The organism is Sphingomonas sp. NFX23, assembly GCF_049887795.1.
Lineage (GTDB): Bacteria > Pseudomonadota > Alphaproteobacteria > Sphingomonadales > Sphingomonadaceae > Sphingomonas.
The window spans coordinates 329,413-354,865 of sequence record NZ_JAGEKH010000003.1 but is presented as its reverse complement, the minus strand read 5'-3'; the positions used below and the strand labels follow the sequence as shown (position 1 = coordinate 354,865).

At 64.8% G+C, this 25,453-nt stretch carries 19 protein-coding genes and 1 pseudogene; 12 read left to right on the top strand and 8 right to left on the bottom strand.

Annotated features, from left to right (window positions below; all coding sequences use genetic code 11):
* Positions 1-6: 6 nt before the first annotated feature.
* From J4O76_RS09305 to J4O76_RS09290, 4 genes are read right to left on the bottom strand one after another with little or no spacing between them, the layout of a single operon-like run.
* Positions 7-1,308: an oligogalacturonate lyase family protein gene (locus tag J4O76_RS09305; protein WP_426281453.1), complete on the bottom strand. Its 1,302-nt coding sequence runs from the start codon at positions 1,306-1,308 to the stop codon at positions 7-9.
* A gap of 14 nt (positions 1,309-1,322) precedes the next feature.
* Complete coding sequence (locus J4O76_RS09300) at positions 1,323-2,297, bottom strand: alpha/beta hydrolase (RefSeq protein WP_426281451.1); 975 nt, start codon at positions 2,295-2,297, stop codon at positions 1,323-1,325.
* Between the two features lies 1 nt (position 2,298).
* Positions 2,299-3,492 carry a rhamnogalacturonan acetylesterase gene (locus tag J4O76_RS09295; protein WP_426281450.1) on the bottom strand — a complete coding sequence of 398 codons (1,194 nt, stop codon included), beginning with the start codon at positions 3,490-3,492 and terminating at the stop codon, positions 2,299-2,301.
* Positions 3,493-3,521: 29 nt separating this feature from the next.
* Positions 3,522-4,313 (bottom strand): rhamnogalacturonan acetylesterase, encoded by a 792-nt coding sequence (locus J4O76_RS09290; RefSeq protein ID WP_426281449.1) that lies wholly within the window; start codon positions 4,311-4,313, stop codon positions 3,522-3,524.
* A 181-nt stretch (positions 4,314-4,494) separates the two neighbouring features.
* On the opposite strand from J4O76_RS09290, the gene J4O76_RS09285 reads away from it, so the two are divergent.
* The 5 genes and pseudogenes from J4O76_RS09285 (at position 4,495) to kduD (ending at position 9,718) form a co-directional block, all read left to right on the top strand.
* The gene (locus J4O76_RS09285) at positions 4,495-5,154 is read left to right on the top strand and encodes a DUF6250 domain-containing protein (protein WP_426281448.1); all 660 of its coding nucleotides are present in this window, start codon (positions 4,495-4,497) and stop codon (positions 5,152-5,154) included.
* Positions 5,154-6,587: pseudogene (locus J4O76_RS09280) on the top strand (Tat pathway signal sequence domain protein); the annotation flags it as partial. The gene J4O76_RS09285 and the pseudogene J4O76_RS09280, both read left to right, overlap by 1 nt.
* A gap of 3 nt (positions 6,588-6,590) precedes the next feature.
* Complete coding sequence (locus J4O76_RS09275; protein ID WP_426281843.1) at positions 6,591-7,892, top strand: hypothetical protein; 1,302 nt, start codon at positions 6,591-6,593, stop codon at positions 7,890-7,892.
* A gap of 110 nt (positions 7,893-8,002) precedes the next feature.
* Positions 8,003-8,845: a 5-dehydro-4-deoxy-D-glucuronate isomerase gene (gene kduI, locus J4O76_RS09270; RefSeq protein WP_426281447.1), complete on the top strand. Its 843-nt coding sequence runs from the start codon at positions 8,003-8,005 to the stop codon at positions 8,843-8,845.
* Positions 8,846-8,962: 117 nt separating this feature from the next.
* Positions 8,963-9,718: a 2-dehydro-3-deoxy-D-gluconate 5-dehydrogenase KduD gene (gene kduD / locus J4O76_RS09265; RefSeq protein WP_426281446.1), complete on the top strand. Its 756-nt coding sequence runs from the start codon at positions 8,963-8,965 to the stop codon at positions 9,716-9,718.
* Between the two features lie 463 nt (positions 9,719-10,181).
* Here the strand turns inward: kduD and katG are convergent, their stop codons facing one another.
* Complete coding sequence (gene katG, locus J4O76_RS09260; protein ID WP_426281445.1) at positions 10,182-12,407, bottom strand: catalase/peroxidase HPI; 2,226 nt, start codon at positions 12,405-12,407, stop codon at positions 10,182-10,184.
* Between the two features lie 267 nt (positions 12,408-12,674).
* Here katG and J4O76_RS09255 point away from each other — a divergent pair, with 267 nt between their 5' ends.
* The 3 genes from J4O76_RS09255 (at position 12,675) to J4O76_RS09245 (ending at position 17,425) form a co-directional block, all read left to right on the top strand.
* Positions 12,675-14,240, top strand: a complete 1,566-nt coding sequence (locus J4O76_RS09255) for an amino acid permease (RefSeq protein WP_426281444.1) — start codon at positions 12,675-12,677, stop codon at positions 14,238-14,240.
* 283 nt (positions 14,241-14,523) lie between these two features.
* On the top strand, positions 14,524-14,880 hold the full coding sequence (locus tag J4O76_RS09250; RefSeq protein WP_426281443.1) for a hypothetical protein: 357 nt from the start codon (positions 14,524-14,526) through the stop codon (positions 14,878-14,880).
* Positions 14,881-15,043: 163 nt separating this feature from the next.
* Positions 15,044-17,425: a PAS domain-containing protein gene (locus tag J4O76_RS09245; protein ID WP_426281441.1), complete on the top strand. Its 2,382-nt coding sequence runs from the start codon at positions 15,044-15,046 to the stop codon at positions 17,423-17,425.
* 228 nt (positions 17,426-17,653) lie between these two features.
* On the opposite strand, the gene J4O76_RS09240 is transcribed toward J4O76_RS09245, so the two are convergent.
* Complete coding sequence (locus tag J4O76_RS09240; RefSeq protein ID WP_426281440.1) at positions 17,654-18,541, bottom strand: LysR family transcriptional regulator; 888 nt, start codon at positions 18,539-18,541, stop codon at positions 17,654-17,656.
* Between the two features lie 106 nt (positions 18,542-18,647).
* On the opposite strand from J4O76_RS09240, the gene J4O76_RS09235 reads away from it, so the two are divergent.
* Complete coding sequence (locus tag J4O76_RS09235; protein WP_426281439.1) at positions 18,648-19,514, top strand: SDR family oxidoreductase; 867 nt, start codon at positions 18,648-18,650, stop codon at positions 19,512-19,514.
* A gap of 401 nt (positions 19,515-19,915) precedes the next feature.
* On the opposite strand, the gene J4O76_RS09230 is transcribed toward J4O76_RS09235, so the two are convergent.
* Both J4O76_RS09230 and J4O76_RS09225 read right to left on the bottom strand, forming a co-directional pair.
* Positions 19,916-20,071, bottom strand: coding sequence for a hypothetical protein (locus J4O76_RS09230; RefSeq protein WP_426281438.1), 156 nt, complete (start codon positions 20,069-20,071; stop codon positions 19,916-19,918).
* 524 nt (positions 20,072-20,595) lie between these two features.
* Positions 20,596-21,585 carry an ImpA family type VI secretion system protein gene (locus tag J4O76_RS09225; RefSeq protein ID WP_426281437.1) on the bottom strand — a complete coding sequence of 330 codons (990 nt, stop codon included), beginning with the start codon at positions 21,583-21,585 and terminating at the stop codon, positions 20,596-20,598.
* Positions 21,586-21,698: 113 nt separating this feature from the next.
* Here J4O76_RS09225 and J4O76_RS09220 point away from each other — a divergent pair, with 113 nt between their 5' ends.
* The 3 genes from J4O76_RS09220 to tagH are packed head-to-tail and all read left to right on the top strand — an operon-like array spanning position 21,699 to position 25,419.
* On the top strand, positions 21,699-23,666 hold the full coding sequence (locus J4O76_RS09220) for a type VI secretion system Vgr family protein (protein WP_426281436.1): 1,968 nt from the start codon (positions 21,699-21,701) through the stop codon (positions 23,664-23,666).
* The gene (locus J4O76_RS09215) at positions 23,663-24,202 is read left to right on the top strand and encodes a DUF6931 family protein (RefSeq protein ID WP_426281435.1); all 540 of its coding nucleotides are present in this window, start codon (positions 23,663-23,665) and stop codon (positions 24,200-24,202) included. The genes J4O76_RS09220 and J4O76_RS09215 overlap by 4 nt, the downstream gene beginning before the upstream one ends.
* Positions 24,199-25,419, top strand: coding sequence for a type VI secretion system-associated FHA domain protein TagH (gene tagH / locus J4O76_RS09210; RefSeq protein WP_426281434.1), 1,221 nt, complete (start codon positions 24,199-24,201; stop codon positions 25,417-25,419). The genes J4O76_RS09215 and tagH overlap by 4 nt, the downstream gene beginning before the upstream one ends.
* Positions 25,420-25,453 lie beyond the last annotated feature (34 nt).

Here is a 25,453-nt window from a genome sequence, read left to right as displayed (position 1 = left end):
CGACGCTCAGAGCCGAGCCTTGGCGATCTCCACCGCGTAGATCGCCGCCTTGCCCTCGATGTTCGCACGGAAGATCAGCCATTTTCCGTCCGGCGAGAAGCGCGCGTTGGGCTCGAGTTTGTAATCTTGCTTGCCCATGTCGACGAGTTTCTCCGCGGCGAAGGTTCCCGCTTCGATGAGGCTGTCGGCATTGTCGGCGCGGATCCCGGCGACATCGGGCACGGGCTTAGGACGGAAGAGGTACATCCACTTCCCGTCGGGGGCGTGCGCGACCATCTCGCTGTCGCCGCCGTCGCCCGAGAACAGTGTCTGATCCGCCGAGACGTTATAGTGGACCGACCATTCGTTGCGCTCGAGATGATACCAACGGCGCTTGGCGGTAGCGACGTCATAGCCGGCCAGCCAGAAATCCTCGCCGCGCGGCGTCTGCAGATCGTACCAGATCGTCTTGCCGTCGGGCGACCAGAATTCGTGGCCGGCGATCTCCATGTTCATCGTCCGAGTGTGAACCTTGGTCATCTGGCTGCCATCGGTGCGAATGGTCCAGATCCGATCGACGCGGTGCCACGGTCCCTCATGGCAATACATCAGTAGCGTCGGGTCGGTCGGCGAGAATTGCAGGTGGTTGAGCCAGTCGGTCGCCTTCACCACGCTGCGCCGCTGCCCGGTCGTCACGTCGATGGTGAAGATCTCCATCGGGATCTTGGCGTCGAGCCGCTGGTTCAGCCGGAATTCCTTGGCATCGGCATAGACCATCGGCCGGCCGTCGGGCCAGTTCGCCGCGTACGCCGTCTGTCCGGTCTTGATATCGACCCCCGCCGCGTTGGGCTGGAGCGGCATGTCGCGCGAGGCGACCTGCCCGGCAAGCAATGTCTCGTCGGCGTTGAGCGTATCGATGCGGCTACCCTTCGGCACCATCGCGATCCTGCGGACCTTGGCCGTATCGATGTCGGCGGCAAAGATCGTGATCAGCGCGTCGTCGCCACCCTTGGCCTGTTCGGAGAAATACGCGGTGCGTGTCTTGTGACCGGCGAACAGCAGGTGAGCGCCCGGCCGGTGCAGCAAGGATCTGACCGCCCACGTCTTCGTATCCGCCACCGAGATACCGTCGGCAGTCTGGAATATCATCAGGTCGCCCTGCGGCGTGTAGGCGTTGTAGTTGAAATAGAGCGCGTAATTGCCGGGCGCGTCGGACAGTCGCAGGATCCGGTGACCAGTCTTCGCATCGACCCACGAGACTGGTTTCGCCGCGATCGAGGGTGCGGCGATGGCGAGCGCGATGCTCAGCCCGAATACACTGTTTCGCATCGTCAGATCCTTCGTTAGGCAGGCCAGCCATGGTCGCGCGACCAGGCCAGGAACAGGTCCATCCACGGTATCGCCGTCCCGTCGCGGTGTGGGGCAGGGGGGCCGTGGCCGCCCTTTTCGAATATCATCAGTTCGGTGGGGATCTTGGCGGCGTGCAGCGCTTCGTACAGCAGGATGCTGTTGCGCGCCGGCACTGCTGGATCATCGGCGTTCGCCATCACGAAGCTCGGCGGCATGTCGGCCGGAAGGTCGATCTGCGTCGAATAGCGCCGCTGCCAGGCTGGATCGGCGGCGTGCGGACCCAGCAATTCGCGACGCGACTGCGCGTGCACCCCGTCGTCGAGCATCGTCACGACGGGAAAGAAGAGCCCGGCGATCACGGGCTTTGCGGACAGGCGATCGGCCGCGTCGATCGGCGTGTAGGTCGGCGTACTCGACCGGGATGCCAGCCGTGCCGCGAGATGCCCACCGGCGGAAAAGCCGGTGACGGCAACGCGCGCCGGGTCGACTGTCCAGCGCGTCCCCGCACCCGCGCGGATCACGCGCATTGCCCGCTGTGCATCCTGCAATGGCGCATCTGGTCCCGCCGCCCAGCCATCGTGCGGCAGGCGATAGAGCAGCTCGAACGCGGTGATGCCGCGCGCCGCGAAATCGCGTGCAATGCCGCCGCCGGTCCGGCCGACCGCTACGCGTGCGTAACCGCCGCCGGGACAGATCAGCACCGCCGCGCCGTTGGGCTTGGCCGGCCGCACTACCGTCAGCATCGGCGTCGCGACATGCGGCCAGGCGATGTCGTCCGCCGCGCCGGTCGGCGATCGCTTGACCCACTGGTCGATAATCGCCGGTGTCGGGCCGCCGGGTGCGGCACCTGGCCAGAGCGCGAACTGCTCCACCGCCAGCGTCGTATCCTGTGCGAACGCGCGGAGGGGCAACAGGCTGGTGAGCCCACTCGCGAGACCACCGGCCAGGATCGCACGTCGCGTGGTCATCTCAGTTTCCGTCCGGTCGGGTGGAATCATGCGCCACGCTCGGCGCAAGCCGGAACGTGGCAGGGTCGGGCGGATGGCCCGCGTCGAATGCTGTCAGGTCCGGCTTCAGATGCTCGGCGAGCGGCAGTTTCGCGGTAGCAATGCCCGCCGCGACCGCCCGCGCGAGCACCCACGCGCCGTAATTGTCGTGGTGTGTCGCGTCCTTGCCGCCATCGTTGAACGCGAGCGGTGCGCGCGTCGATCCGAGCGCTTCGTAGAAGCGGATGCTCGCGGCATTCAGGTCGATCACCGGCACGCGCAATTGCGCGCCGACCGCCTTTACCGCCGCGGCATAGTCCGTGAGCGTTGGGCGGATCTTGTCGCCGGTCCACATCCGCCGCTCTGGCGAGGTCACGAGCACAGGCTCGACGCCCCGTCGACGAAACTCCGCGATCCACGCGCGAAGGTAATCTCGATAGGTCGTCTCGGCTGCGGCGTAGGTCTGCGGCCACTGCGCCTTCTGGTCGTTATGCCCGAACTGGATCAGCGCCCAATCGCCCGGCTTCGCCGACTCCAGCACCTTGGCGAAGCGCAATTCGGTCATGAACGACTTCATCGTCTCGCCCGATTCCGCGTGATTGGCGACGGCGATGTCCGGACGGAAGAACGTGGGGAGCATCTGCCCCCAACTCGCAGCAGGTTCGGCGGGCTGGTCGGTGACGGTGGAGTCGCCGAGCAGGAATATCGTCGGCACCGTCACCGGCTCGATCGCGATCGCGGTCACCCCGGTGTGCGTTCCGAGCATCTCCAGCGTCAACCGGTCGTCCCAACTGAACGAACCGCGCTCGCGTGGCTTGAGCAGCACCCCGGTCCCACCCGGCGCATTCAGCGGCGGCGGGGTGAGTGCGGCGTTACGGACGTTGACGACGAAGTTCTGCGTGATTGATCGCCCTGCCGGCACGACGACCGCATCGAGCATCAACCGTCGCGACTCCGCCTTGATACTGGTGTCGGTACGAATCTTGGGCAGGCCGAGAGTCACCGTGACCCGGTAATTGCCCGGCGGGACCCCAACCGAGAACAGCGCGGGGTTACCGCCCTCGAAACCGAAGCCGTCCGCATAAGCGCGCCCGGCCGCCACCGAGACGGTGTCCTTTGGGGCCGCGCCACCACCGAACACGAACCGTCGCACCTGCGCTTCGGCCGCCGTACTCATCAAAGCAAATCCCAGAGCCAGCGCGCCGATCAGCTGCACGACGGGCCACCCGCCGGCGTCGCGCGTGTCAGGGCGGGAGTCCCGGGCGTCACGTAGCGCGCGATCGGCAGCTTCAGACGGTGGAGCCCGGTTGCCACGAGATCGGCAACCCGCCGCGCGCCGATTTCGCTGAAATGCGTGTCGTCGGCCACGCCGGTAGGATAGCCGGGCGCTCCTGCCGCCCCGGTGTAATGCAAATAATAGCCCTTCGCCGCGTCGGCCCCGGCCGCCTGCACCCAGGCCTGTGACGTCTTGCCGAGGTCGATCAGCGGCGTCCGCGTCTCGCGTGCAACCTGTCGCGCCGCGTCGGCATAGGTCGGAAAGCTCGGTTGCTCGACTCCGTCCTTGAAATCGCGTCGCGCGACCGGGGTCAGGATCACTGCCTTCGCACCCGCATGGCTGGCGACGTCGAGAAAGCGGCGAAGGTTCGCGCGATACTGCTCGATAGTCGTGAAGCGTTCAGGCTTGTCGACACCCGCATCGTTGTGACCGAACTGGATCAGCAGCGTGTCGCCTTTCCGCAGGTCCGCGGCGATCTTGTCGAGCCGGCCCTCGCGGATGAAGCTGTTGGTGCTGCGCCCGCCGATCGCGCGGTTCTCGACGCTGACGTTTGGCGCCACCGCACAACGCAGCATCGTTCCCCAACCCGACTGCGGATACCGGTCAGCCTTGTAATCCTGCGCGGTCGAGTCGCTGGCGATGAAGATCCGCATCGGGGCAGGGGAGGCACCACCCAATGAAGGCGCACCCAGAGCGATGGCTATTAACAGGCCGTTCTTCACCCACACTCTCCCGCGTCTTCTTTCCCGCATGATGCGACGAGGTTCCGGAAAGAGCAACCGGCATCTCGATGAAATAACCATCATGTGGAATGCATAACTAATATTCGGCACGAACTTGGCGGCGGCGATTTCGCGGCCTATGCAATGGCGGAGCGCGATGACAGCGCACGGGGAGGGCAGCATGCTCTTGAATGCACGGCTTCACATCGCGGCGGGTATCCTCGCCAGCGTGCCGTCGATGTCGATCGCCCGCCAGCCGCTCGCCGATTGGGTCGTCGAAGCCGAGGATCCCGCGGCGCGAGTCACCGAACGCGGCGGGATCATCGATATCGATACCGCGAAGGGCCTGACGCTCTGGTGGCGCAAACCCGTCGCGGCGCCGGTCGTCATTCGGTTCGAGGCGATGGCGGTGTCCGAAGGTGGCGCGAACGACAAAACCAGCGACCTCAACGCGTTCTGGATGGCGCACGAAGACGACGGCGGATCGGTGTTCACGCACCGTCGCAGTGGTGCGTTCGCAGACTATGACAGCCTGCGCACCTATTATGTCGGTATCGGCGGCAACCGGAACACGACGGCCCGCTTCCGCCGCTATGTCGGCCGCGTCGGCGACCGGCCGCTGCTGCCCCAGCACGACAGGCGCGACATCGCCGACATGCTTCAGCCCAATCGCTGGACGACGATCCGGCTGATCGCGGACGGGTGGACGGTGGCGGTCGAGCGCGACGGGCGGCGGGTGTTCACGCTCGACGATCCCGCACCCTATGCGTCCGGACAGTTCGGGCTGCGGACCACGTGGAGCCACCTGCGCATCCGCCACCTGTCGATCACGCGCCGCTGATGGAGACGATCATGACCCCAATGAACCCTACGCGGCGCGATACGCTGAAGGTCGCACTGCTCGGCGGTGCGACCGCTTTGTTGCCGGTCCGGCTCGATGCCGCGCCTGCGCCTGCGTTCCAGCCCGCCCCGATCCGCTGGATCGACGGGGCCGCGCCGACGATGCACTTGGGGCAGACGTTTGGCGTCGCGTGGCCGCGCGGCGTTCTGAAGCGCAACACCGCGCTGGCGGTTCGCACCGCCGATGGTGCCGACATACCCGCGCAGACCTGGACCACCGCGACCTGGCCCGACGGTTCGATCAAATGGACCGCCCATGCGATACCCGCCGATGTCGCGCCCGCTGGCCTGATCGTCACGCGCGGTCGGGCGACGGCACCAACGCGCGCGGTGAAGGTCACCGAGTCGACCGATGCAGTGGTCATCGACGTCGGTGACTTGCGCTGGGAGATCGGTCGCACCGGCCCCGCATTGGTCCGCTCGGCCAGCCAGTCCGGGAAGCCCGTGCTCGGCGCCGTTTCTCTGGTCGGTTCGGTCAAGCCCGACCCGCTCCACGGCGAACCCGTGTCGTTCGCCGGCGAGATCGAAAAGGTCACCATCGAGCAACGCGGACCCGTCCGCGCGGTCGTCAAGATCGAGGGACGGCACGCGATGGCCGATCGTCGCTGGCTCCCCTTTACGGTGCGGCTCTATGCCTATGCCGGATCGGCGGCGTTGCGGATCGTCCACAGCTTCGTGTTCGACGGCAATGCGGGCCATGACTTTCTTGCGAGCTTGGGCGTGCAGGCGTCCGTGCCGATGCGTGGCGCGCTCCACGATCGCCATGTCCGCATCGCCACCGACGGCCAGATGTTCGCCGAGGGCGTGCGACCGCTGACCGGCCTGCGCCGTGATCCCGGTCGTACCTTCCGCGAGGCGCAGATCGCCGGTCACGCCACCCCGCCGCTTGCGGGCATGGCGCGCGCAGTGCGCGATACGCTCGAACGGATTCCGGCCTGGGGCGACTTCCGCCTCGAACAGCCCAACGCCAATGGCTGGCAACTGACCAAGCGAACCGCGCCCGGCCAGGGCTGGATCGACGCCGACGAGGGCGCGCGGGCGCCGGGTCTTGCGTATGTCGGCGGTCCCGACGGCGGCGTCGCGCTCGGCCAGCGCTATTTCTGGCAGCGTCATCCGACCGCGCTTCACATCGATGGCGCAGACCACGACACCGCGCAGTTGACCGTCTGGCTATGGTCGCCCGAGGCGCCAGCGATGGACCTGCGTCCGTATCACGGCACAATGGGGATGGAGGGATTTGCCGCGCAAAACGAGGGGCTGTCCGTCACCTATGAGGATTACGAGCCCGGCTGGGACGACGCATCCGGCATCGCCCGCACCAGTGAACTGACGCTCTGGGCGCTGCCTGCGACGCCCGACACCGCGACGCTCGCGCAGATGGCGAAGGCTCAAGCGACACCGCCGCAATTGATGGCGAGCCCCGAACACCTCCACGCCGCGCACGTGTTCGGCGATTGGGGCCTGCCCGATCGCTCGACGCCGAACCGCACCGCGATCGAGAACCAGCTCGACAATTTGATCGATTTCTACGCTGGTGAAGTGGACCGCCGGTCCTGGTACGGATTCTGGAACCACGGCGACATCATGCATACCTATGACAGCGACCGGCATCGCTGGCGGTACGACATCGGCGGGTTCGCGTGGGATAACAGCGAACTCTCGCCCGACCTCTGGCTCTGGTATTCGGTCCTGCGCACCGGCAACGCGCAGGCGTTCCGCTTTGCCGAGGCGATGACTCGCCACACCGGCGAGGTCGACGTGTATCACGGCGGTCGCTTCGCCGGCATGGGCACGCGCCACGGCGTCCAGCACTGGAGCGACAGCTCGAAACAGCCACGCGTCAGCAACGCCAGCTATCGCCGCATCTTCTATTACCTGACCGCGGACGAGCGCGTCGGCGACCTGATGCGCGACCTGCTCACCTCCGACCAGACGCTCCAGCAGGTCGAGATCGGGCGGAAGGTACCGGGGGCGAAGAAGCCGGTATTGCCGACGGGAACGATCGAGATGACCTTCGGCACGACCTGGTGCCCGCTCGCTGCGGCGTGGCTGACCGAATGGGAGCGGACCGGCGACTCCCGCTGGCGCGACCGGATCGTCGCCGGGCTCGATAGCATAGGGCGGCTGCCGCACGGCTGGATGACCGGCAGCGCGCCGTTCGATCTCGCCTCGGGACGGTTCGTCGACCAGAACCGCGGTATCCGGCTCTCGCATCTGAACGCGGTATTCGGCGCTGTCGAGGTGAGTTCCGAACTGATCCGCCTGCTCGATGTGCCGCGCTATCGGACAGCCTGGCTCGACTATTGTCGCTGGTACAACGCGCCCCAGGCCGAATATCTGGCGAAGTTCGGCGCACCGTTCGGCCCACGCAACCTCCGCGAGGCGCATTCGCGGCTCACCGCGTACGTCGCGCACGAAACGCAGGATGCGACACTCGCTGCCCGAGCGGCGGGCGAATTCCTGTCTGTTGATGCGGGGCTTGGTACATGGCCGACCGATCCGCGGCATACCGAGGGGCACGTCACCGAATGGCCCGGCGTTTCGACCAACGCGTCCGCGCAATGGGGTCTCGCCGCGATCCAGTGCATGGCGCTGATCCCCGAGGCGCTCGACCGCGCGACCATCCAATCGCCGGAGACATTGGGCAAACGCCGTCTTGGCGACGCCGGTCGCGATTGATTTGAAAATCCCGTATTGTGGTCACTTGCGCCAAAATATGCGGAGCGGTATCGGTTCTATTAACTGAGGTGTCGCTTCCGGCATCCATCTCTCGGCCATCGGAGTCCCGCATGTACGACCGCACTTATTACGCCACGCACCCCGACATGATGGAGTGCGTCTCTAACGACGAACTGCGCGACCGATACCTGATCCAGGACCTGTTCCGCGACGGTGAGTGCGTGCTCAACTACACCCATGCCGAGCGTTTCGTTATCGGCGGCGTCGCCGTCGCAAGCGGCTCGGTGAAGCTGCCCGACCAGGCCGAGCCGGCATCGGCTGCAGGGCACCCGTTCCTCGAGCGTCGCGAACTCGCGGTCGTCAACGTCGGCAAGGTCACGGGCACCGTCACGGTCGACGGCGAGACGTTCATGCTCGGCAACAAGGATTGCCTGTACGTGACGATGGGCGCCAAGGACGTGCAGTTTTCCGGCGACGGCGCGCGCTTCTATCTGGCGTCGTGCCCGGCGCACAAGGCGTTCACGACCCGCGTGATCTCGGTCGGTGATGCGACGACACTGGAGCGCGGCAGCCTCGAGGACTCGAACGAGCGGACGATCTACCAAATGGTCATTCCCGGGATCTGCGACAGCGCACAGCTGGTGATGGGCCTCACGGTGTTGAAGCCGGGCAGCGTCTGGAACACGATGCCGCCGCATATCCACGAACGTCGCAGCGAGATCTATTTCTACTTCGAGCTCGACGATCTCGAGAAGGATCGCGTGTTCCACTACATGGGCGAGGGCGAAGCGACCCGCCACATTGTGATGGCGAACGAGGAAGCGGTGATCAGCCCGCCCTGGTCGATCCACATGGGTTCGGGGACGAAGGCGTACGCGTTCATCTGGGCGATGGCGGGCGAGAACCAGGATTATACCGACATGAACGTCCTGGATATCTGCCAGCTGGCGTAACTTCTGCTCCCCTCCCGTTAACGGGAGGGGTCGGGGGAGGGCGTGTCCACGAGCGTTGGTCCGCATTTCCCCTCCCCTAGCCCCTCCCGCAGGCGGGAGGGGAATGAGAGAGAAAGCATGACAAACCCCTTCGATCTCACCGGCAAGGTCGCCATCGTCACCGGCGCGAACACTGGCATCGGCCAGGCGATCGCCCTCGCGCTCGCGACCGCCGGCGCGGACGTCGCCTGCGTCGGTCGTACGCCTGCCGAAGATACCCTCGCGCAGATTCGCGCGCTCGGACGGAAAGCGGAGATCGTGTCGGCCGACCTGTCGACGATCGAACCGGTCCAGCGCGTCGTCGACGAGACGGTGGCCAAGCTCGGCGGTCTCGACATCCTGATCAACAACGCCGGCATCATCCGCCGCGCCGACGCGGTCAACTTCACCGAAGCCGACTGGGACGCGGTGATCGACACCAACCTCAAGTCGGTGTTCTTCCTGTGTCAGGCGGCCGGTCGCCACATGATCGCGAACGGTGGCGGCAAGATCGTCAACATCGCCTCGATGCTGACGTTTCAAGGCGGCATTCGCGTGCCGAGCTATACTGCATCGAAGTCGGGGATCGGCGGCCTCACCAAGCTCCTCGCGAACGAATGGGCGGCCAAGGGCATCAACGTCAACGCGATCGCACCGGGATACATCGCGACGAACAACACCGCTGCACTCCAGGCGGACGAGACCCGCAACCGTTCGATCCTCGACCGCATACCGGCAGGCAAATGGGGTGACGCGAGCGATCTCGGCGGTGCGGCGGTGTTCCTGTCGTCGGCGGCAGCCAACTACGTGCAAGGCCACATCCTTGCCGTCGATGGCGGCTGGCTCGCACGGTGATCTTCAACTCATCGTCGAGAATTGCGAGACGTTAGGGTTCCGTCTCCTCCCGAGCCTTTGCCGAGAGTTATAAGATTTAGCGCGAAATGCTCATACGGACTGCGCCGTGAGCTAAGGCATCCGCGTAACTTTGGTTGGGTCGATGAGCTTTACCAGGAACCTGTCAAAATCGGCTTCTCTGGCTGGCGCTGTCACGATCACGCGATCCGTCTGTCTACCGCCGAAACGGGTGACTTTGGGCGTTCCTGAAGTGGCGTGACGAATGCGATCATCTTCGCGAAGATCTGATAACCGGCGCTTTCGCAGACCGCCTCGCATACGTGTGTAGCGCAATGGCCCCAGACGACGAGCGAGGGCGGGTACCGTGTAATTGCCTATGAACTACATAGGCCAGTCATAGCTAAGCCGTGGTGTTCCGGAACATTGTCCGACCCACCACGGCTTATATTCATGTCACCGAAGTTCAGGTCGCCTGGTTTGACGAAACAGGCTTGGCCGTGACGTCGAAACGATCGGCGTTCATGACCTTGACCCACGCCTTGACGAAGTCGCGAACGAACTTCTGCTCGTGGCCGTTCTCGGCATAGACTTCGGCCGTCGCGCGCAGCTGCGAGTTCGAGCCGAAGATCAGGTCGGTACGGGTCGCCTGCCACTTCTTCTCGCGACCACCACGATCATAGCCGATGAACTTCTCGTCGCTCGACGTGTCGACCAGATCCCAGAAGGTGTCGTTGTCGAGCAGGTTGACGAAGAAGTCGTTGGTCAGCTGGCCCTTACGCTCGGTGAGGATGCCCTCGGGCGCGTCGCCGAAGTTCGCACCCAGTACGCGCAAGCCACCGACCAGCACGGTCATCTCCGGCGCGGACAGGCCGAGCAGCGACGCCTTGTCGAGCAACAGCTCCTCAGTCTTCACCGGGTGACGCGTCTTCAGGTAGTTACGGAAGCCATCAGCCTGCGGCTCCATCCACACGAAGCTCTCGACATCCGTCCACTCCTGCGTGGCATCGCCGCGTCCACCGAGGAACGGCACCGAAACGTCGTGACCGGCATCGCGCGCCGCCTTCTCGACCGCTGCCGAACCGGCAAGCACGATCGCATCGGCGAGCGACATATCGCCGCGAAGTTCGTTGAGCTTGGCCAAGACCTTGCTCAGCTGCTCTGGCTCGTTGACCGGCCAGTCCTTCTGCGGGGCGAGCGCGATGCGCGCACCGTTCGCACCACCGCGGTGGTCCGACCGGCGATAGCTCGATGCCGACGCCCAGGCGGTCTTGACCAGCTCGCCGATCGTCAGCCCGCTCGACAGCACGGCGTCCTTGAACGCAGCGGCGTCGGCGTCCGACGGCGCGGTGCCCTCGGGAACCGGATCCTGCCAGATCAGCGTCTCTTCCGGAACCTCAGGCCCGAGGTAGCGAACCCGCGGACCCATGTCGCGGTGCGTCAGCTTGAACCAGGCGCGTGCGAACGCGTCGTCGAGCGCCGACTGATCGTCGCGGAAACGCAGCGCGATCTCGCGGAACTCGGGGTCCGTCTTCAGTGCCATGTCGGCGGTGGTCATCATCGTCGGCACGCGCTTGTTGGGATCGCGTGCGTCGGGTGCCATGTCCTCCGGTGCCGGGTTGACCGGCTGCCACTGCTTTGCGCCGGCCGGGCTCTCGGTCAGTTCATAGTCGTACTTGAACAGCAGGCGCAGGTAATCGCCGGTCCACTTGGTCGGGTTGTTCGACCATGCGCCCTCGATGCCCGAGGTCGTGATGTGGCCCTGGCCGATCTCCTCGCTGTCGGTCAGCCAGCCGAGACCCTGCATGTGCACGGATTCCGAAGACGGAGCCTTGAAATGCGGGGCAGGCTTGGCGCCATGCGACTTGCCGAACGCGTGGCCGCCGGCGGTCAGCGCGACGGTTTCCTCGGAGTTCATCGCCATCCGCAGGAACGTCGCCTTCATGTCGCGTGCCGACAGGAGCGGGTTCGGATCACCGCCCGGGCCTTCCGGATTGACGTAGATGAGACCCATCTGGATCGCAGCAAGCGGGCCTTCGAGCTCGGGCATATCCTCGCTGATGCGCGTCTGCGCACCCTCGTTGACCCAGAGCTCCTCAGCGCCCCAGAACGTGTCGCCCTCGGAGGCGAAGACGTCCTTGCGGCCGCCGGCGAAACCGAAGACCGGTCCGCCCATGCTCTCGATCGCGACGTTGCCGGCGAGGATGAACAGATCGGCCCAGCTGATGTTCTTGCCGTACTTCTGCTTCAGCGGCCACAACAGGCGACGTGCCTTGTCGAGGTTGCCGTTGTCCGGCCACGAGTTGAGCGGCTCGAAGCGCTGCTGGCCCGACGACGACCCGCCGCGACCATCGGTCACGCGGTAGGTGCCGGCGGCGTGCCACGCCATGCGGATCATGAACGGGCCGTAGTGACCGTAATCGGCAGGCCACCAGGACTTGCTGTCGGTCATCAGTGCGGTCAGGTCCGCCTTCAGCGCGCCATAGTCGAGCTGCTGGAACGACTCGGCATAATCGAACTCTTCGCCCATCGGGTCGGGGGAGACGCCATGCTGATGCAGCATGTCGATCGGCAGCGCATCCGGCCACCAATCCTTGTTCGTGCGACCCAGCAGCGAGCGGGCCTTGACCTCGCCGCCGCCATTGGGGCCCATCGGGCAACCGCTGCTCTTGGGCTGTTCGTAATCGGCCATGTCGGCGTCCTCTCTCAATCAGTGTTACCTGCGTGATCGGAAGATGCAGGAAATGACCGACATTTGTCCAATCGATTATTCGGATACGATTGATGACAGCAGTCGATCACCAACACTGGCCTTGTGTCGCGTAACGGAGCGTAGGGCAGCTGTGTGAATGGCACGGGCTTCGAAACGCTAACCCCCTAGAAAGTAGGAAGATTGCGTTGTCCCGGTTGGTCGCTGCGCTTAGACGCGTTGGCTGGCTTATCTGACCCCGGGGGAAATATGGCAACCAAGGCCGCGAGGGGCATCGTCGAGCGCATGTTCGCGCGCAAATCCATTGCGCAGGTGCAACGCGAAACCGCGGCGAGCGAGCTGAAGCGAACGCTGGGCAAATGGAACCTGCTGATGCTGGGCATCGGCTGCATTATCGGCGCGGGCATCTTCGTGCGCACCGGCTCGGCGGCCGCGCTGCATGCCGGACCGGCGGTGCTGCTGTCGTTCGTCGTGGCGGGTATCGTCTGCGCGTTCGCCGGGCTGTGCTATGCCGAGCTGTCGTCGACGTTGCCGGTGTCGGGGTCGGCCTACACCTATGGCTACACGACGCTCGGCGAGTTCGTCGCTTGGATGATGGGTGCGCTGCTGATGCTCGAATACGGGCTGGCGGCGTCGGTGGTGGCGGTCGGGTGGTCGGGCTATGTCGTCAGCCTGCTGGGCGATTTTGGCGTGCACATTCCGCCGCAGTTCACCGGGCCGGCCGGTTACCCGCTTATGCGGGGCGGCGTGCCGGTGCTGGTCGACGGACACCCTGTGACGACGATCTTCAACCTGCCGGCGTTCCTGATCTGCCTCGCACTTGCCGCGCTGCTGGTGCGGGGCGTAGCGGAATCGGCCAAGGTCAACACGATCATCGTAGCGATCAAGGTCGGCGTGCTGGTCGCCTTCATCGCGGTCGGCGGCGCGATCGTGCTGTCGCACTTCAACGAACTGGTCGCGCGCAACTGGACGCCGTTCATCCCCGCCAGCCAGGGCGACGGCAAGTTCGGCGTCGACGGCGTGATGCGCGCCGCCTCGATCGTGTTCTTCGCCTATGTCGGTTTCGAGGCGATCTCGACGGCGGGGCAGGAAGCGAAGGATCCCAAGAAGGACATGCCGTTCGGGATCATCGGGGCGCTGGTCGTCTGCACGCTGATCTACATGCTCGTGGCAGCGATCATGACCCTGCTGGTGCCCTATACCGCGCTCAACGTGCCCGATCCGGTCGCTGTGGTAGTCGACAGTTTCGGCCCGACCTGGAGCTGGCTCGCCAAGCTCATCAAGATCGGCGCGATCATCGGCCTGACGTCGGTGGTGCTGGTGCTGATGTACGGCCAGACTCGGATCTTCTACACGATGGCGCGCGACGGCCTGTTGCCGCGGGTGTTCGCGACCGTGCATCCGACGTTCAAGACGCCCTATGTCAACACGGTCCTGGTCGGCGTCATCACCGCGGTGGCGGCGGGGTTCTTCGACATCAACGTGCTCGGTGACATGACTTCGGTCGGGACGCTGTCGGCGTTCTCGATCGTCTGCCTGTCGGTCATCTATCTGCGCCGCGCCGCGCCAGACTTGCCGCGTGGCTTCACCGTACCGCTGTATCCGGTTGTGCCCCTGCTGGGCATCGCGTCGTGCGTCTACCTGATCACGACGGTGCCGATGAAGGTCCTGATGTTCTTCCTCTGGTACCTGGCGGGCGGGGTGGTGCTGTATTTCGCCTATGGCATCCGCCACTCGAACCTGCAGCGCGGCGAGTTGCAGGATGAGGCTCCCGACATGGGCGAGTATGTCGCACCGGTCGGGGAGCAGCCCTGAGCCTTTTCAGGGGGCTGTCTTCAGAGGGTTTGGCGTCCGACCTGGACGAAAGCGCGGGGCAGGGGCGGACAGGTGCGGACGATCTGGTCGGGCTGTTGATATATCAGCCTGTCGGTCGAGGGGATGAGAACACTTGACCGTGATGGCTGCCAAATGTGTAGGGCGCGTGACCACCTTGAACCGGTCGCGGACGCGCCCACTCCTCCTTCGTCTTGAACCGTCGCAACCACCACGTCGTGTAGGTGTTGTTTGTGAAGAGACGCGAAGATCGGAGTGCCGTGGGGTGATCGATCATGACGAAGCTGCCGATCTGGCGGCGTTCATGCTGGCCTTCCGGCGCAGCCGTACCGAGGAACTTCCCGCATCGCTGTTCGGCGAACCCAGCTGGGACTTTCTTCTCGAACTGTTCATTGCCGACGCGCGCAGTGTCCGCATGACCGGGCGAGACATCAGCGAGTTGCACCGCATTCCAGCCGCAGTAGCATCCCGTTGGCTCCTGCATTTGACCGTCGAGGGCCTGATCGTCGGCGATGGCACCGGTGATCTCGACGATCCCCTGACGTTGTCGGGCGCCGCGATAGGAAAAATGGAACGCCTTCTGTACAAAGCCAGCATGCTGAAACACCGCGTATCCGAATAGCGGCATACGCGGCAAAGTCGCAAAGCCGCAGCTCGAACCCGCCCGAGGTCGGGCGCGTTATGGAACGATCGGAGCACCTCAATTGCGTAGGTAATCAGGTGCGATTTGCACTGTGTTCGGCAGTTGGTAAATGGCTGGAATAGATCGGCGCGCTAAGGACGTTATGACAGATCGGACCGAGAATGCGGTTAGCGTCGAACAGCGCTTGCGCGAGAGCGAAGCCCGCCTCCGCCTCCTGACCGAAGCGAGTTCGGACGTCCTCTACCGAATGAGTCCGGACTGGGGAGAGATGAAGGAGCTCGACGGCGGCGGCTTCCTGCCGAGCACGTCTTCGTCGAAGCCGAATCGTTCGTGGTTGCTGTCCTATATTCCCGAGACCGATCACGCCGCGGTGACCGCAGCCATCGATGACGCGATCCGGCTCAAGACGACGTTCGATCTCGAACATCGCGTCGTCCGTTCGGACGGCACTGTCGGCTGGACGCAGTCGCGCGCCGTTCCGCTGCTGGGCGCGGCAGGCGAGATCATCGAATGGTTCGGAGCGGCAAGCGACATCAGTGCCCGGCGCGATGCAGAGGCCGCTCTTCAAGCGAGCGAGGCGAAGTTGCGTAAGCTGAACGCGACGCTCGAGCGGCAGGTCAATGAGCGTACGGCCGAGCGCGACCGCATGTGGGACACCTCGCCCGATCTTCTCGTGGCGGTCGACTTCGACGGTATGTTCCGCCGGGTCAATCCGGCCTGGACCACGGTTCTTGGCTATGAGCCCGACGAGCTGATTGGACACCATGTCAACGAGTTCGTCGTCCCGAACGATCATGACAAGACGGTCGACGCCTATGAGACGGCCGCGGCGGGGAACCAGCTGAGAATCGAAAACCGGTATAGGCACAAGGATGGCTCGAACCGCACGATCTCATGGGTCGCCGCACCGGCTGGTGACATCACCTACGCTACCGGCCGCGACGTCACGGCCGAGCGCGAGATGGAGGCGAGGCTGCACGACGAGCAGGATTTCGCGCGCCTCGCCCTGTCGGCCGTGGGGGGCGTCGGCGTGTGGACCTACGACGTCGCCACCGACCTCTTCTTTTGCGACGCGGCGGTCTCGGCGTTGTACGCACTCGACCCCGAGCGCGGTGCCGCCGGCCTGCCTCGCGAGGAGTTCCTCGCCAACGTTCATCCGCAGGACCGTATTTCGCTGCAGAAGACAATGTCTGGCGGTCTGCAACGCTCGGGAGATCTGGAGCTAGAATATCGATTGGTTCATCCGGACGGATCGGTCCGATGGGTGCTGTCCCGTGGACACACCTATTTCGACGAGAACGGCAAACCTGTCCGGCGAACCGGCGTCGGCGTCGATATGACCGGGCAGCGGCAAATCGAAGATCAGCTACGCCAAGCACAGAAGATGGAAGCGGTCGGCCAGCTTACCGGTGGTCTGGCGCATGACTTCAACAACCTCCTTACCGGCATGATGGGCAACCTGGAGTTGCTCCAGTTGCGCCTGGAACGTGGCAAGCTCGACGACGCCGAGCGCTTCATCAACGCTGCCCAAGGTGCCGGACGGCGGGCCGCTTCCCTGACGCAGCGGCTGCTCGCGTTTTCGCGTCGGCAGACGCTCGATCCCAAGCCAACCGACGTCAATCGCCTGATCGCGGGAATGGAGGATCTGCTGCGCCGGACGGTCGGGTCGACCGCCAATATCGAGGTGGTGGGCGCGGCCGGGCTGTGGCCCGCGATGATCGACGCGACGCAACTCGAAAGCGCGATTCTCAATCTCTGCATAAACGCACGGGACGCCATGCCCGAAGGCGGGCGGATCACGATCGATACGGCGAAGACATCGCTGGACGATCGCGCGGCTCTGGAGCGCGACCTGCCGCCCGGCCAATATCTGTCGGTCTGCGTCACCGACACCGGCACGGGCATGTCGCCGGCAACGATCGAGCGCGCCTTCGAACCCTTCTATACGACCAAGCCGATTGGTCAGGGCACCGGGCTCGGTCTTTCGATGATTTACGGTTTCGCTCGCCAGTCGGGTGGACAGGTGAGGATCTCCTCCGAGCTGGGGCAGGGAACCACGATCTGCATCTATCTTCCTCGCTATGCGGGCGATGCCTTGCCGAGTGATCAGGAAGAGGCGATCGCATCCGCTGCCTTGGCTAGCGGCGAGACGATCCTGGTGGTCGATGACGAATCGACGATCCGACATCTCATCGACGAGGTGCTCGACGAGCAGGGATATACCGTGATTGGCGCAGCGGATGGCGCAGCAGGCATCAAGGTGTTGCAATCGGGTGCCAAGATCGAGCTGCTGATCACCGACGTCGGCTTACCCAACGGCATGAACGGGCGGCAGGTCGCTGACGCGGCGCGTTCTCTCCGCCCTGACCTGAAGGTGCTCTTCATTACCGGCTATGCGGAGAATGCGGCGGTCGGTAACGGGCATCTCGAACCCGGGATGGCGTTGCTCACCAAGCCTTTCACGATGCAAGGGCTGGCAGCCAAGGTTGCGGAGATGATCGGGAGTTCTTCGTCATCAGCGTAGTTGAGCGGGCGAAGTGCAACAGGCGCGCGCGCCTTGCTCCCGTAGACAAGCTCGAACAGGGGGCATGATCAGGTCTATCAGGCCTTGCGCGTTTTCTAGCGTCCCCACCGCCATAGCGATAAAGTAGGAAAGCGACTGCTAAGGTATCCGGACGTCTACGTCCTGCCTCATGCAACAGCGTAACGCATCTCTGATTGGGATCGAATTGGGAGCATGTCGATGCCGGCCTTACCTCTTTAGATAGGCAGCGAGTTCTTCTGGTGCGGCCCGCGGGAAGGAGTTTCTCAGAAAATCCAGGAAGGCGGATACGCGAGCGTTAAGCAGCCGACGCGTTGGGTAGAGCGCCCATAACGCAATCTCAGATTTCGCAACGTTGCCCCAAGGCACCAGCCGCCCGCAGTCAATATCCTCGCTGACGAGCGATAATGGCAGCTTGGTCACGCCGACCCCGGTACGCACTGCATCGCGGATCATGATCAGCGATGACAGGCGCAGCACAGGGTTGACCGCGATCTCGATAGGGCCGCCCGTCGTGTCGACGGTCCAGCTTCGCTCAGGGTCGTTGCCGCGCACCACGGCGGGCATGATCCCCGCTGCCAACCGCACCATGCCGGGACCAGCCACCACCACCAGTCGGTCATGCAGGAAAGGACGACCGACCAGCGTATCGTCTGGCGCGGGATTGACCCGAATGACGAGATCGTAGCCCTCTTCGATCATGTCCACCATTCGGTCGTCCGTGGTCACTTCCAGGCGAACATCCGGGTAACGGCGGATGAATTCCGCGGCCAGCCGACCCATGGCCGTCTGCGAGAACAATAGCGGCGCGCTGATCCGCAGCCGCCCGCGCGGCGTCTCGCCACCCGAACCGATCGCGACGGCGGTCTCCTCCAACTCGGCGAGCAATGGGCCAGTACGGGCGAACAGCGCCCGGCCTTCTTCGGTCAGCTTCAATGTTCGTGCACCACGCTCGAACAGGCGCACGTCGAGCGCGGCTTCAAGTTCGGAAACGCGTCGCGACAACGTCGCCTTGGGGCGGTGGCTCGCACGCGCCGCTTTTCCGAACCCCTCATGGCGGGCGACAAGAGTAAAGTCGGCTAGCGCAAGCAGATCCATAAGCGTTCCACTGGTGAGACGGCGCGTCCAGATTGCACGTCTATTCGTTTGCGGATGGATCACGCATCTTCGGTTCGTCAGCAAGACAAATCGAAGGAGTAACCCAATGACCATTCTCGTGATTGGTGCAACCGGCCGTGTCGGCCGCCATGTCGTCGACCAGCTCGTGAACCGCGACGCCCGTGTTCGTGTCCTGACGCGCGATACTGCGAAGGCGGATTTCCCGGCCGACGTCGAGGTCGTCCAGGGAGACCTGCTCGACATCGATGGGCTGCGTGCCGCTTTCGTCGGCGTCCGCACGCTGTTCCTGCTCAATGCCGTGACCGGCGACGAGTTTACCCAGGCGTTGGTAACCCTCAACGTTGCGCATGAGGCGGGTGTCGAGCGGATCGTGTACCTGTCGGTCTTCGACGCTGACCGGGCGGTCAACGTACCGCACTTCGCAGTCAAATACGGTGCCGAGCGGATGCTCGAAGCAATGGACTTCAGCGCGACCATTTTGCGCCCAACCTATTTCATCGACAACGAGGTGATGGTGAAGGACGTGATCTTGCAGCACGGCGTCTATCCAATACCGATCGGCGGCAAGGGCGTCGCCATGGTCGACGCGCGCGACATAGCCGAGCTCGCCGCACTAGAGCTGATCCGTCGGGATGAGGCACCGGGCAAACTGCCGATGACAACGATCAACGTCGTCGGCCCGGAGACGCTCACCGGCGACCAGATCGCCGCGATCTGGTCCGACGTGCTTGGCCGGCACGTGGTGTACGGCGGTGACGATCCGAGCGGGTTCGAGTCCAACATGGCGACCTTCATGCCCAAGTGGAGCGCCTACGAAATGCGCCTGATGGCCGAGCGCTACGTCAGCGACGGCATGATCCCGAAGGAAGACGACGTCGAGCGTCTCACGACACTGCTGGGCCGTCCACTGCACACCTATCGCGAGACTGCCGAGGCACTCGCCGCTGGCTAGCAGCGAGTGCATGCCTCGAACCTGGCGATGCGCCTTTTTGTGCAAACGCACTGTGACCGTTGCGCGGTTGGACCATGAAAAGGCCACCGCCCGGTTTCAAGGTAGGCGACAAACGCTCCATGTTCGCGGCACCGACCGCGTCAACGACAAGCTCCGCATCGTCGATAGCATCCTTGGCCGCATCCTTGGTAGAGTCGACGAAGCGGTAGCAGCTGGTGCATCAGCTCCCCGTCCTTGGTCGATGCGACGGCGACCACCTGCGTCCCCTGCCATCTGACAAGCTGGACGAGGCGGTCGCCGACCCTATCGCAGGTGCCGTCACTACCCCCGTCTTGCCTTCGAGCGGCACGGCTCCTGGTGAAACGCCTGGAATAGATCGGGTGCGTCGTGTCCTGCCTCGATCAGGACTTCCAAGCGATCAGCAGCGATACAGGTGTGGCCGCGGCGTCGACGTGATCGATACCCACAAGCTTGTGGGTCAGCGCTGTAGCCCACGGCCTGATATACTGAGGATGTGCCACGCTGCCTTTCATCAGGTCTTTCTGGACGCGCACCATCGAGAACACCTCGTCCCGATCTTGCACGCCGCCAGGTCGTCAGCGATCGCCAGGACGAGCCCAGCACATCGGTGTCAATCACGATCGCGAACATAGGATGCGGCTGCCACTTCGCCGGTAGCGCTCGATAACGGACCAGTGGGCAGGGCCCGGGTGAGCGAGATTGTCGTCGATCGCACCGACGGAGATGGGCTGCCGGTCCGGGCACGGAGCGGGTTGGTCGAGCCGATCGATGCCCGCGTCACGCGGTTGCTGGGGCTTGCGCTGGGGCTGAAGCTGGCCCTGTCAGTGAATTGGTTCGCACCGCAGTTGGCTAATGGACGCCTCGTTCGGGTAAACGGGTTTCGCCTCTGCGCGGCTTCGTGTCGATACCTTCTACGTCGATCCCATACTCGCAACTGCGCGGCCGATGTTTCGTCTGAAACTCAAATGATGTTTCTCCGCCAAACCCGCGGACCTAAGCAGTCTGGCAGGTCAAGGTAACGCGGGAAAGTACGATGGCGAACATGCGCGATCCTGGCCCTTCAACGTTGCGCACGCGCGGACAGGATGTTCTTGACCTCGTCGATCGAACGGGGGGCGATATCGTCGAGTATCTCGATGAAATCGAGCGGGATCCACGTCTTCGCGCGTTCCAGCAGGAGAGGAATGGGGCTCGAGGGTTCCTGCCGGCGATAGAAATCGATCACCAGGTCGAGCGCCTTGGCGACGTCGGCACGACCGTTCAGGACATCGGGGAGGGCGCTGCCGCCGGGTACCGCGACAATCGTTTCCGTGTCGGCATGGTCGCGCAGTTCCGCCGGCAGCAGCGCGTTCGCCGCAGCCCGGATCGCGCGGATCGCAACGTAGACAGGCGCGAAATTGCTGCCGGTATCGCCCTCGGCGAAGGCAACCAGCGTTGCGTCCACCTCCCTGAGCGCCTCGGTGAGCACGTCGAGATGCGCTATGGCTGCAACCAAGTTCTCCGGGCCGATCGCCGGATCGTCGAGCGCGGCACGAAACGCACCATAACCGTCCTCGTTGGCACCGCCACGCGCAAAACGGATCAGATCAGCGCCGTCGAAGCGTCCGAAACGTTCATGCTCGATCAGCGCGATACCTTGGAGCGGACTGACGAACGCCGTGAAGTTGGCGAGCGTGTCGCAGGCACCGCGGCGGCCGGGAAAGCCGTAATCCTCGAGCCGGGGGTGGACCGTATCCCAGAAGCGGTCGGTAAGCCCGGCGAGCGCCTGTACGCCAGCAACGGTCACGTCCAGGCGTCCCGACCTCGCGCCGGCGCGGGCGAGATAGATGGCAAGCCAGATATCCTTGGTGCGATCCGCCTGATCGACGATCAGCGCGACAATCTCGCGCCAGTCGACCGAAATAGCCGGAGCATCCGTCGATCCATCGCCTCCGGACGTCGTGTCGAACGCCTGTTCGATGCGGAAACGGTCGGGGTCGTAGGCGAGGTCCGGTCCGGCGGGATCGTCGCCAGATATCGGGGCGAGGAAGCGTTCGAGATCGATCGTCATGCAGGCCGCTCCGTGTCGGTCGTGACGCCACGATGGCGGCGATGCGGGCTAACCCGTCAATCGGCGTGCAGCAATCGCCGCAATGATGTCGAACGTAACGCAAGAGCGGTCGCATGAAGCGGCAGGCAGAGATCGATGTGGCACTGGGATCCAGGGCCCGGTTGATTGGCTTCCATTCGGCCGAGCGGCTAAGCCAGCCTTTCCAGATCGAAGCGGAAGTCGTGCTGGAGGACCGGGTCGACATCCTGCCTGCGCTGGGCAAGCCCGCCTGCATCACGGTTTACGAGGTGGACGCGCCGGTCCGGTATTTCCATGGATTGGTGATCGAGGCGCATCACCTGCGACAGACCGACGAGGGGCATCATTACGCATTGGTGCTGCGGCCTTGGCTGCACCTGCTCGACAGCAATCGTGCGTATCGGATCTTCGAGCAGAAGACCGTAGTGCAGATGCTGCGCGATGTGCTCGCGCCCCATAGTCGACATATCGACTATGGCGGGCTGACCGAGACCTATCGGCCCTGGCCTTACTGCGCGCAGTACCGCGAGAGCGACCTGTCGTTCGTCATGCGCCTGATGGAGCGAGAGGGGATCTATTTCTACTTTCGCCACGAGAAGGGCGAGCACACGATGGTGCTGTGCGACAGTCGGGCCGCTCACAAGCCCTCGCCCCGCGCCGCGACCGTGAAGCTTCGTCCCGACCTCGTCGGCGGTCATGGTACCGAGGACTCGCTGTGGGAGTGGCACGAGCATGTACGGAGCGGCGGCGAACGGCGCGTGCTGATCCAGAGCTTCGACTATGAGAAGACCCTGGTCCGCGATGGACGCGCGGACGGCGGTACGCGCGGCCCGGCCGATACGCAGGAAATTCACGACTATACTGGGGACTTCGTCGATCCGACGCTGGCCAAGCATTGGGCGCAGGTGCGGCTGGAGGCGGCGCGCGCCGACCAACGGGTCTATACGGGATCGGGCGACACGATCGGCATCGCCTGCGGGGGGCTGTTCAAGCTTGACTCCACCGACGCCTTTGATCGTGGCCGCGAGTTCATCGTCACCACGCTAGACTATGCCATGGACGCGGAACCGTGGCGCAGCGACGGCGACATGGCACGGCGCGAGGTCTCGATCGAGGCGATCACCAGCCAGACGAAGTGGCGCGCACCGATCGTGACGCCGGCGCCGTTCGCGGGGCCGGAGACCGCGATCGTCATCGAGGGCGGCGCCGACGACAGCCGCGTCGACCGCATGGGCCGGGTAAGGGTCCGCTTCCTCTGGAAGAAATCCGACGAGGCCGACATCAAGGCGCGGTCATGCTGGCTGCGCGTTTCGCATCCGTCGGCGGGCGCGAGCTTTGGCCACGTGACGCTGCCGCGGCTTGACGAGGAGGTGATCGTCGATTTCCTCAACGGCAACCCCGATCGCCCGATCGTGACCGGCCGCGTCTATAATTCACGTCACCAACATGCTTACGCGCTGCCCGCCAATCGGACGCGGTCGCTGTACCGGTCGAATACGATCGGCAAGATGGGCAGCTATGGGGGGGCCGAGACCAGGCCGCGCGCGCCGGCGTTCAACGAACTCAGCTTCGAAGACAAGGGCGGGGCCGAGGAAGTCTATCTGCGTGCGCAGCGCAATCGCCGCACCGACGTGCTGTACGACGACGCGGAAACCGTGAACCGCGACCAGGCGAACCGGGTCGGCCGCGACCGCGAGACCGCCGTCCGGCGCAACGACAGCACGACGGTCGAGACCGGCAACCACAGCCTGACGATCACCCGCGGCGCGTCGACCGTGCAGGCACGCCAGCGCATCATGCTGCGCGTCGGCACGAGCCGCGTGTTGATGACCCCCGCGACCATAACCGTTGCACAGGGGACGTCGCGGATCACGATGACCTCGACCAGCATCACGCTCGCGGTTGGCCCCAATATGATCAGCCTGACGCCCGCCGGGATCACGTTGAACGGCACGACCATCACCGGCAACGCCCTGTCCGCGCTCACCTGGGAAGGCACCGTCAGCACGATCCACGGCAAGGCGGCTGTGAACGTGCTCGGCGGCGCGGTGGTCATCGCATGAATGAGCCCTGGCATGGATCGGTATGGACCGAGGCGGGGCAGGTGCGATCGCTGCTGGAGTGGCCGGCGGGTGCCGACGACCGGCTGGCGCCCGATGACTGCTTCGCGCGACTGCGGGCACGACGCAGGGGGGCGGACGCGGCCTCTTTCCTCGCGGTGGCGATGCCGCGCTACGAGGCGGTGCTGTGGGCGGCACGGGGCGTGTACGATCTCGTGCGCCAGCCCGACGCGGATGCGATGGCGACCGTCACGGCCTGGTTGCGCGACCCGTCGGAAGTGCGCCGTCGCGACGCCGAAGCGATCGCGCGGACCATGCGCACGCCGACACCCGAGCGACTATGCGCCTGGGCGGCGTTCATGGCGGGCGGATCCGTCGCCCCCGAGGGTTCCGCGCCGTTCCTCGCGCCGCGCGATGCGACCGGTCGCTTTGCCGCGGCGGCGGTGATCCTGGCGGCGGCACCGCACGGCGATGCCGGGCTGGACGCGGTCCTCGACGCCGGTGCGCGGATGGCAGAAACGATGGAGTGCGCAGCATGACGCTGGTTTTGTCGATACAGGGCATGGACACGCTCGAGAATGGTGCGCCGACGATGCTGAGGCTGGTACGGCACGGCGCCATCGTCGGGCGGTCGGTCCATGCCGACTGGAGTTTGCCGGACCGCAAGAACCATCTGTCGTCGCGCCACTGCGAGATCAGCTACCGCGACGGGACCTATGTACTGACCGACCGCAGCACCAACGGGACGTTCGTCAACGGTGCGACCGAGCGGCTGTCGGCGCCGCACCGGATTGCGAACGGCGACCGGATCGTGATCGGCGCTTACGAGGTGCTGGCGGAATGTGCCGGCGCGGCATCGCCACCCGCCGCGGTCGTCGGCCCAGGATGGAGCGAATGGAACGAGGTCGCGCCGGCACCGTCATCCCGGTCGGCTTCACCGACCGCCAACACGAACGAGGAGGCGGTACCGCTGCCGTTCGACGGGGGTGGATGGGACACGCCGGCGCCGCTCTCGGTCTCGGCCTGGGCGAGCGAACCGTCGGAACAGTTGTCGCCGTCCGCCGCGCAGCTCTGGGGAGAATTGGCGGAGCGCGGCACGAAACCGGTCGATGCGGTCCTTCCGCCGCCGCCCGAGGTCGCGCGTGGCTGGGGCGCGTTGGAGGATGTCCCGACACGCGGCACCGAACCGCGAAACGACAGCACGGAACCGCGCGATCCCGAGCCGGACGTCACTGTTCCGCCCCGCACCGATCTGATGCTGCGGATGCTGGGTGGCCTGGCCGCGCTGGTCGAGGCACGGGCGCGAGCCAAGGCGGATCTCGGCGTCGTGTCGACGACGATCGAGCTCGACGGCAACAATCCGATCAAGTTCATTCGGTCGCCCGAGCGGATGCTGGACACGCTGTTGCAGCCGCCGCAGCCGGGTTTCATGCCGGCGGAGCTGGCGATCGACGATGCGTTCCGCGATATCCAGCTGCACGAGATGGCGACGGCGGCGGCGATGCGTGCGGCGATCGAGCAGACGATCAAGCGGTTCTCGCCCGCCGCGATCCGCGCGCGGCGGCGGGGTGGCGGCTGGTTGGCGAAGCTGCTGCCGCAAGCGCGCGCCGCGGCGTTGTGGCATGCCTATGAAGACGAATTCGAGGGCGTGGTGCGCGATGCCGACGAAGCGTTCATGGACCTGTTCAGCAGGGCCTTCCGCACCGAATACGCGCGCTGCCTGGATGCCGCGGCGGCTGCTCGCCCACGTCGATAGGCAGCAGATCGGCGCAGGTCGCCAACGCAAAAGG

What these genes read in the sequence shown, in the direction of transcription:
- J4O76_RS09305 (WP_426281453.1), bottom strand. Translation starts at nt 1,308, where the DNA reads ATGCGAAACAGTGTATTCGGGCTGAGCATCGCGCTCGCCATCGCCGCA.
- J4O76_RS09300 (WP_426281451.1), bottom strand. Translation starts at nt 2,297, where the DNA reads ATGACCACGCGACGTGCGATCCTGGCCGGTGGTCTCGCGAGTGGGCTC.
- J4O76_RS09295 (WP_426281450.1), bottom strand. Translation starts at nt 3,492, where the DNA reads ATGAGTACGGCGGCCGAAGCGCAGGTGCGACGGTTCGTGTTCGGTGGT.
- J4O76_RS09285 (WP_426281448.1), top strand. Translation starts at nt 4,495, where the DNA reads ATGCTCTTGAATGCACGGCTTCACATCGCGGCGGGTATCCTCGCCAGC.
- J4O76_RS09275 (WP_426281843.1), top strand. Translation starts at nt 6,591, where the DNA reads ATGGCGAAGGCTCAAGCGACACCGCCGCAATTGATGGCGAGCCCCGAA.
- kduI (WP_426281447.1), top strand. Translation starts at nt 8,003, where the DNA reads ATGTACGACCGCACTTATTACGCCACGCACCCCGACATGATGGAGTGC.
- kduD (WP_426281446.1), top strand. Translation starts at nt 8,963, where the DNA reads ATGACAAACCCCTTCGATCTCACCGGCAAGGTCGCCATCGTCACCGGC.
- katG (WP_426281445.1), bottom strand. Translation starts at nt 12,407, where the DNA reads ATGGCCGATTACGAACAGCCCAAGAGCAGCGGTTGCCCGATGGGCCCC.
- J4O76_RS09255 (WP_426281444.1), top strand. Translation starts at nt 12,675, where the DNA reads ATGGCAACCAAGGCCGCGAGGGGCATCGTCGAGCGCATGTTCGCGCGC.
- J4O76_RS09245 (WP_426281441.1), top strand. Translation starts at nt 15,044, where the DNA reads ATGACAGATCGGACCGAGAATGCGGTTAGCGTCGAACAGCGCTTGCGC.
- J4O76_RS09240 (WP_426281440.1), bottom strand. Translation starts at nt 18,541, where the DNA reads ATGGATCTGCTTGCGCTAGCCGACTTTACTCTTGTCGCCCGCCATGAG.
- J4O76_RS09235 (WP_426281439.1), top strand. Translation starts at nt 18,648, where the DNA reads ATGACCATTCTCGTGATTGGTGCAACCGGCCGTGTCGGCCGCCATGTC.
- J4O76_RS09230 (WP_426281438.1), bottom strand. Translation starts at nt 20,071, where the DNA reads ATGGTGCGCGTCCAGAAAGACCTGATGAAAGGCAGCGTGGCACATCCT.
- J4O76_RS09225 (WP_426281437.1), bottom strand. Translation starts at nt 21,585, where the DNA reads ATGACGATCGATCTCGAACGCTTCCTCGCCCCGATATCTGGCGACGAT.
- J4O76_RS09220 (WP_426281436.1), top strand. Translation starts at nt 21,699, where the DNA reads ATGAAGCGGCAGGCAGAGATCGATGTGGCACTGGGATCCAGGGCCCGG.
- J4O76_RS09215 (WP_426281435.1), top strand. Translation starts at nt 23,663, where the DNA reads ATGAATGAGCCCTGGCATGGATCGGTATGGACCGAGGCGGGGCAGGTG.
- tagH (WP_426281434.1), top strand. Translation starts at nt 24,199, where the DNA reads ATGACGCTGGTTTTGTCGATACAGGGCATGGACACGCTCGAGAATGGT.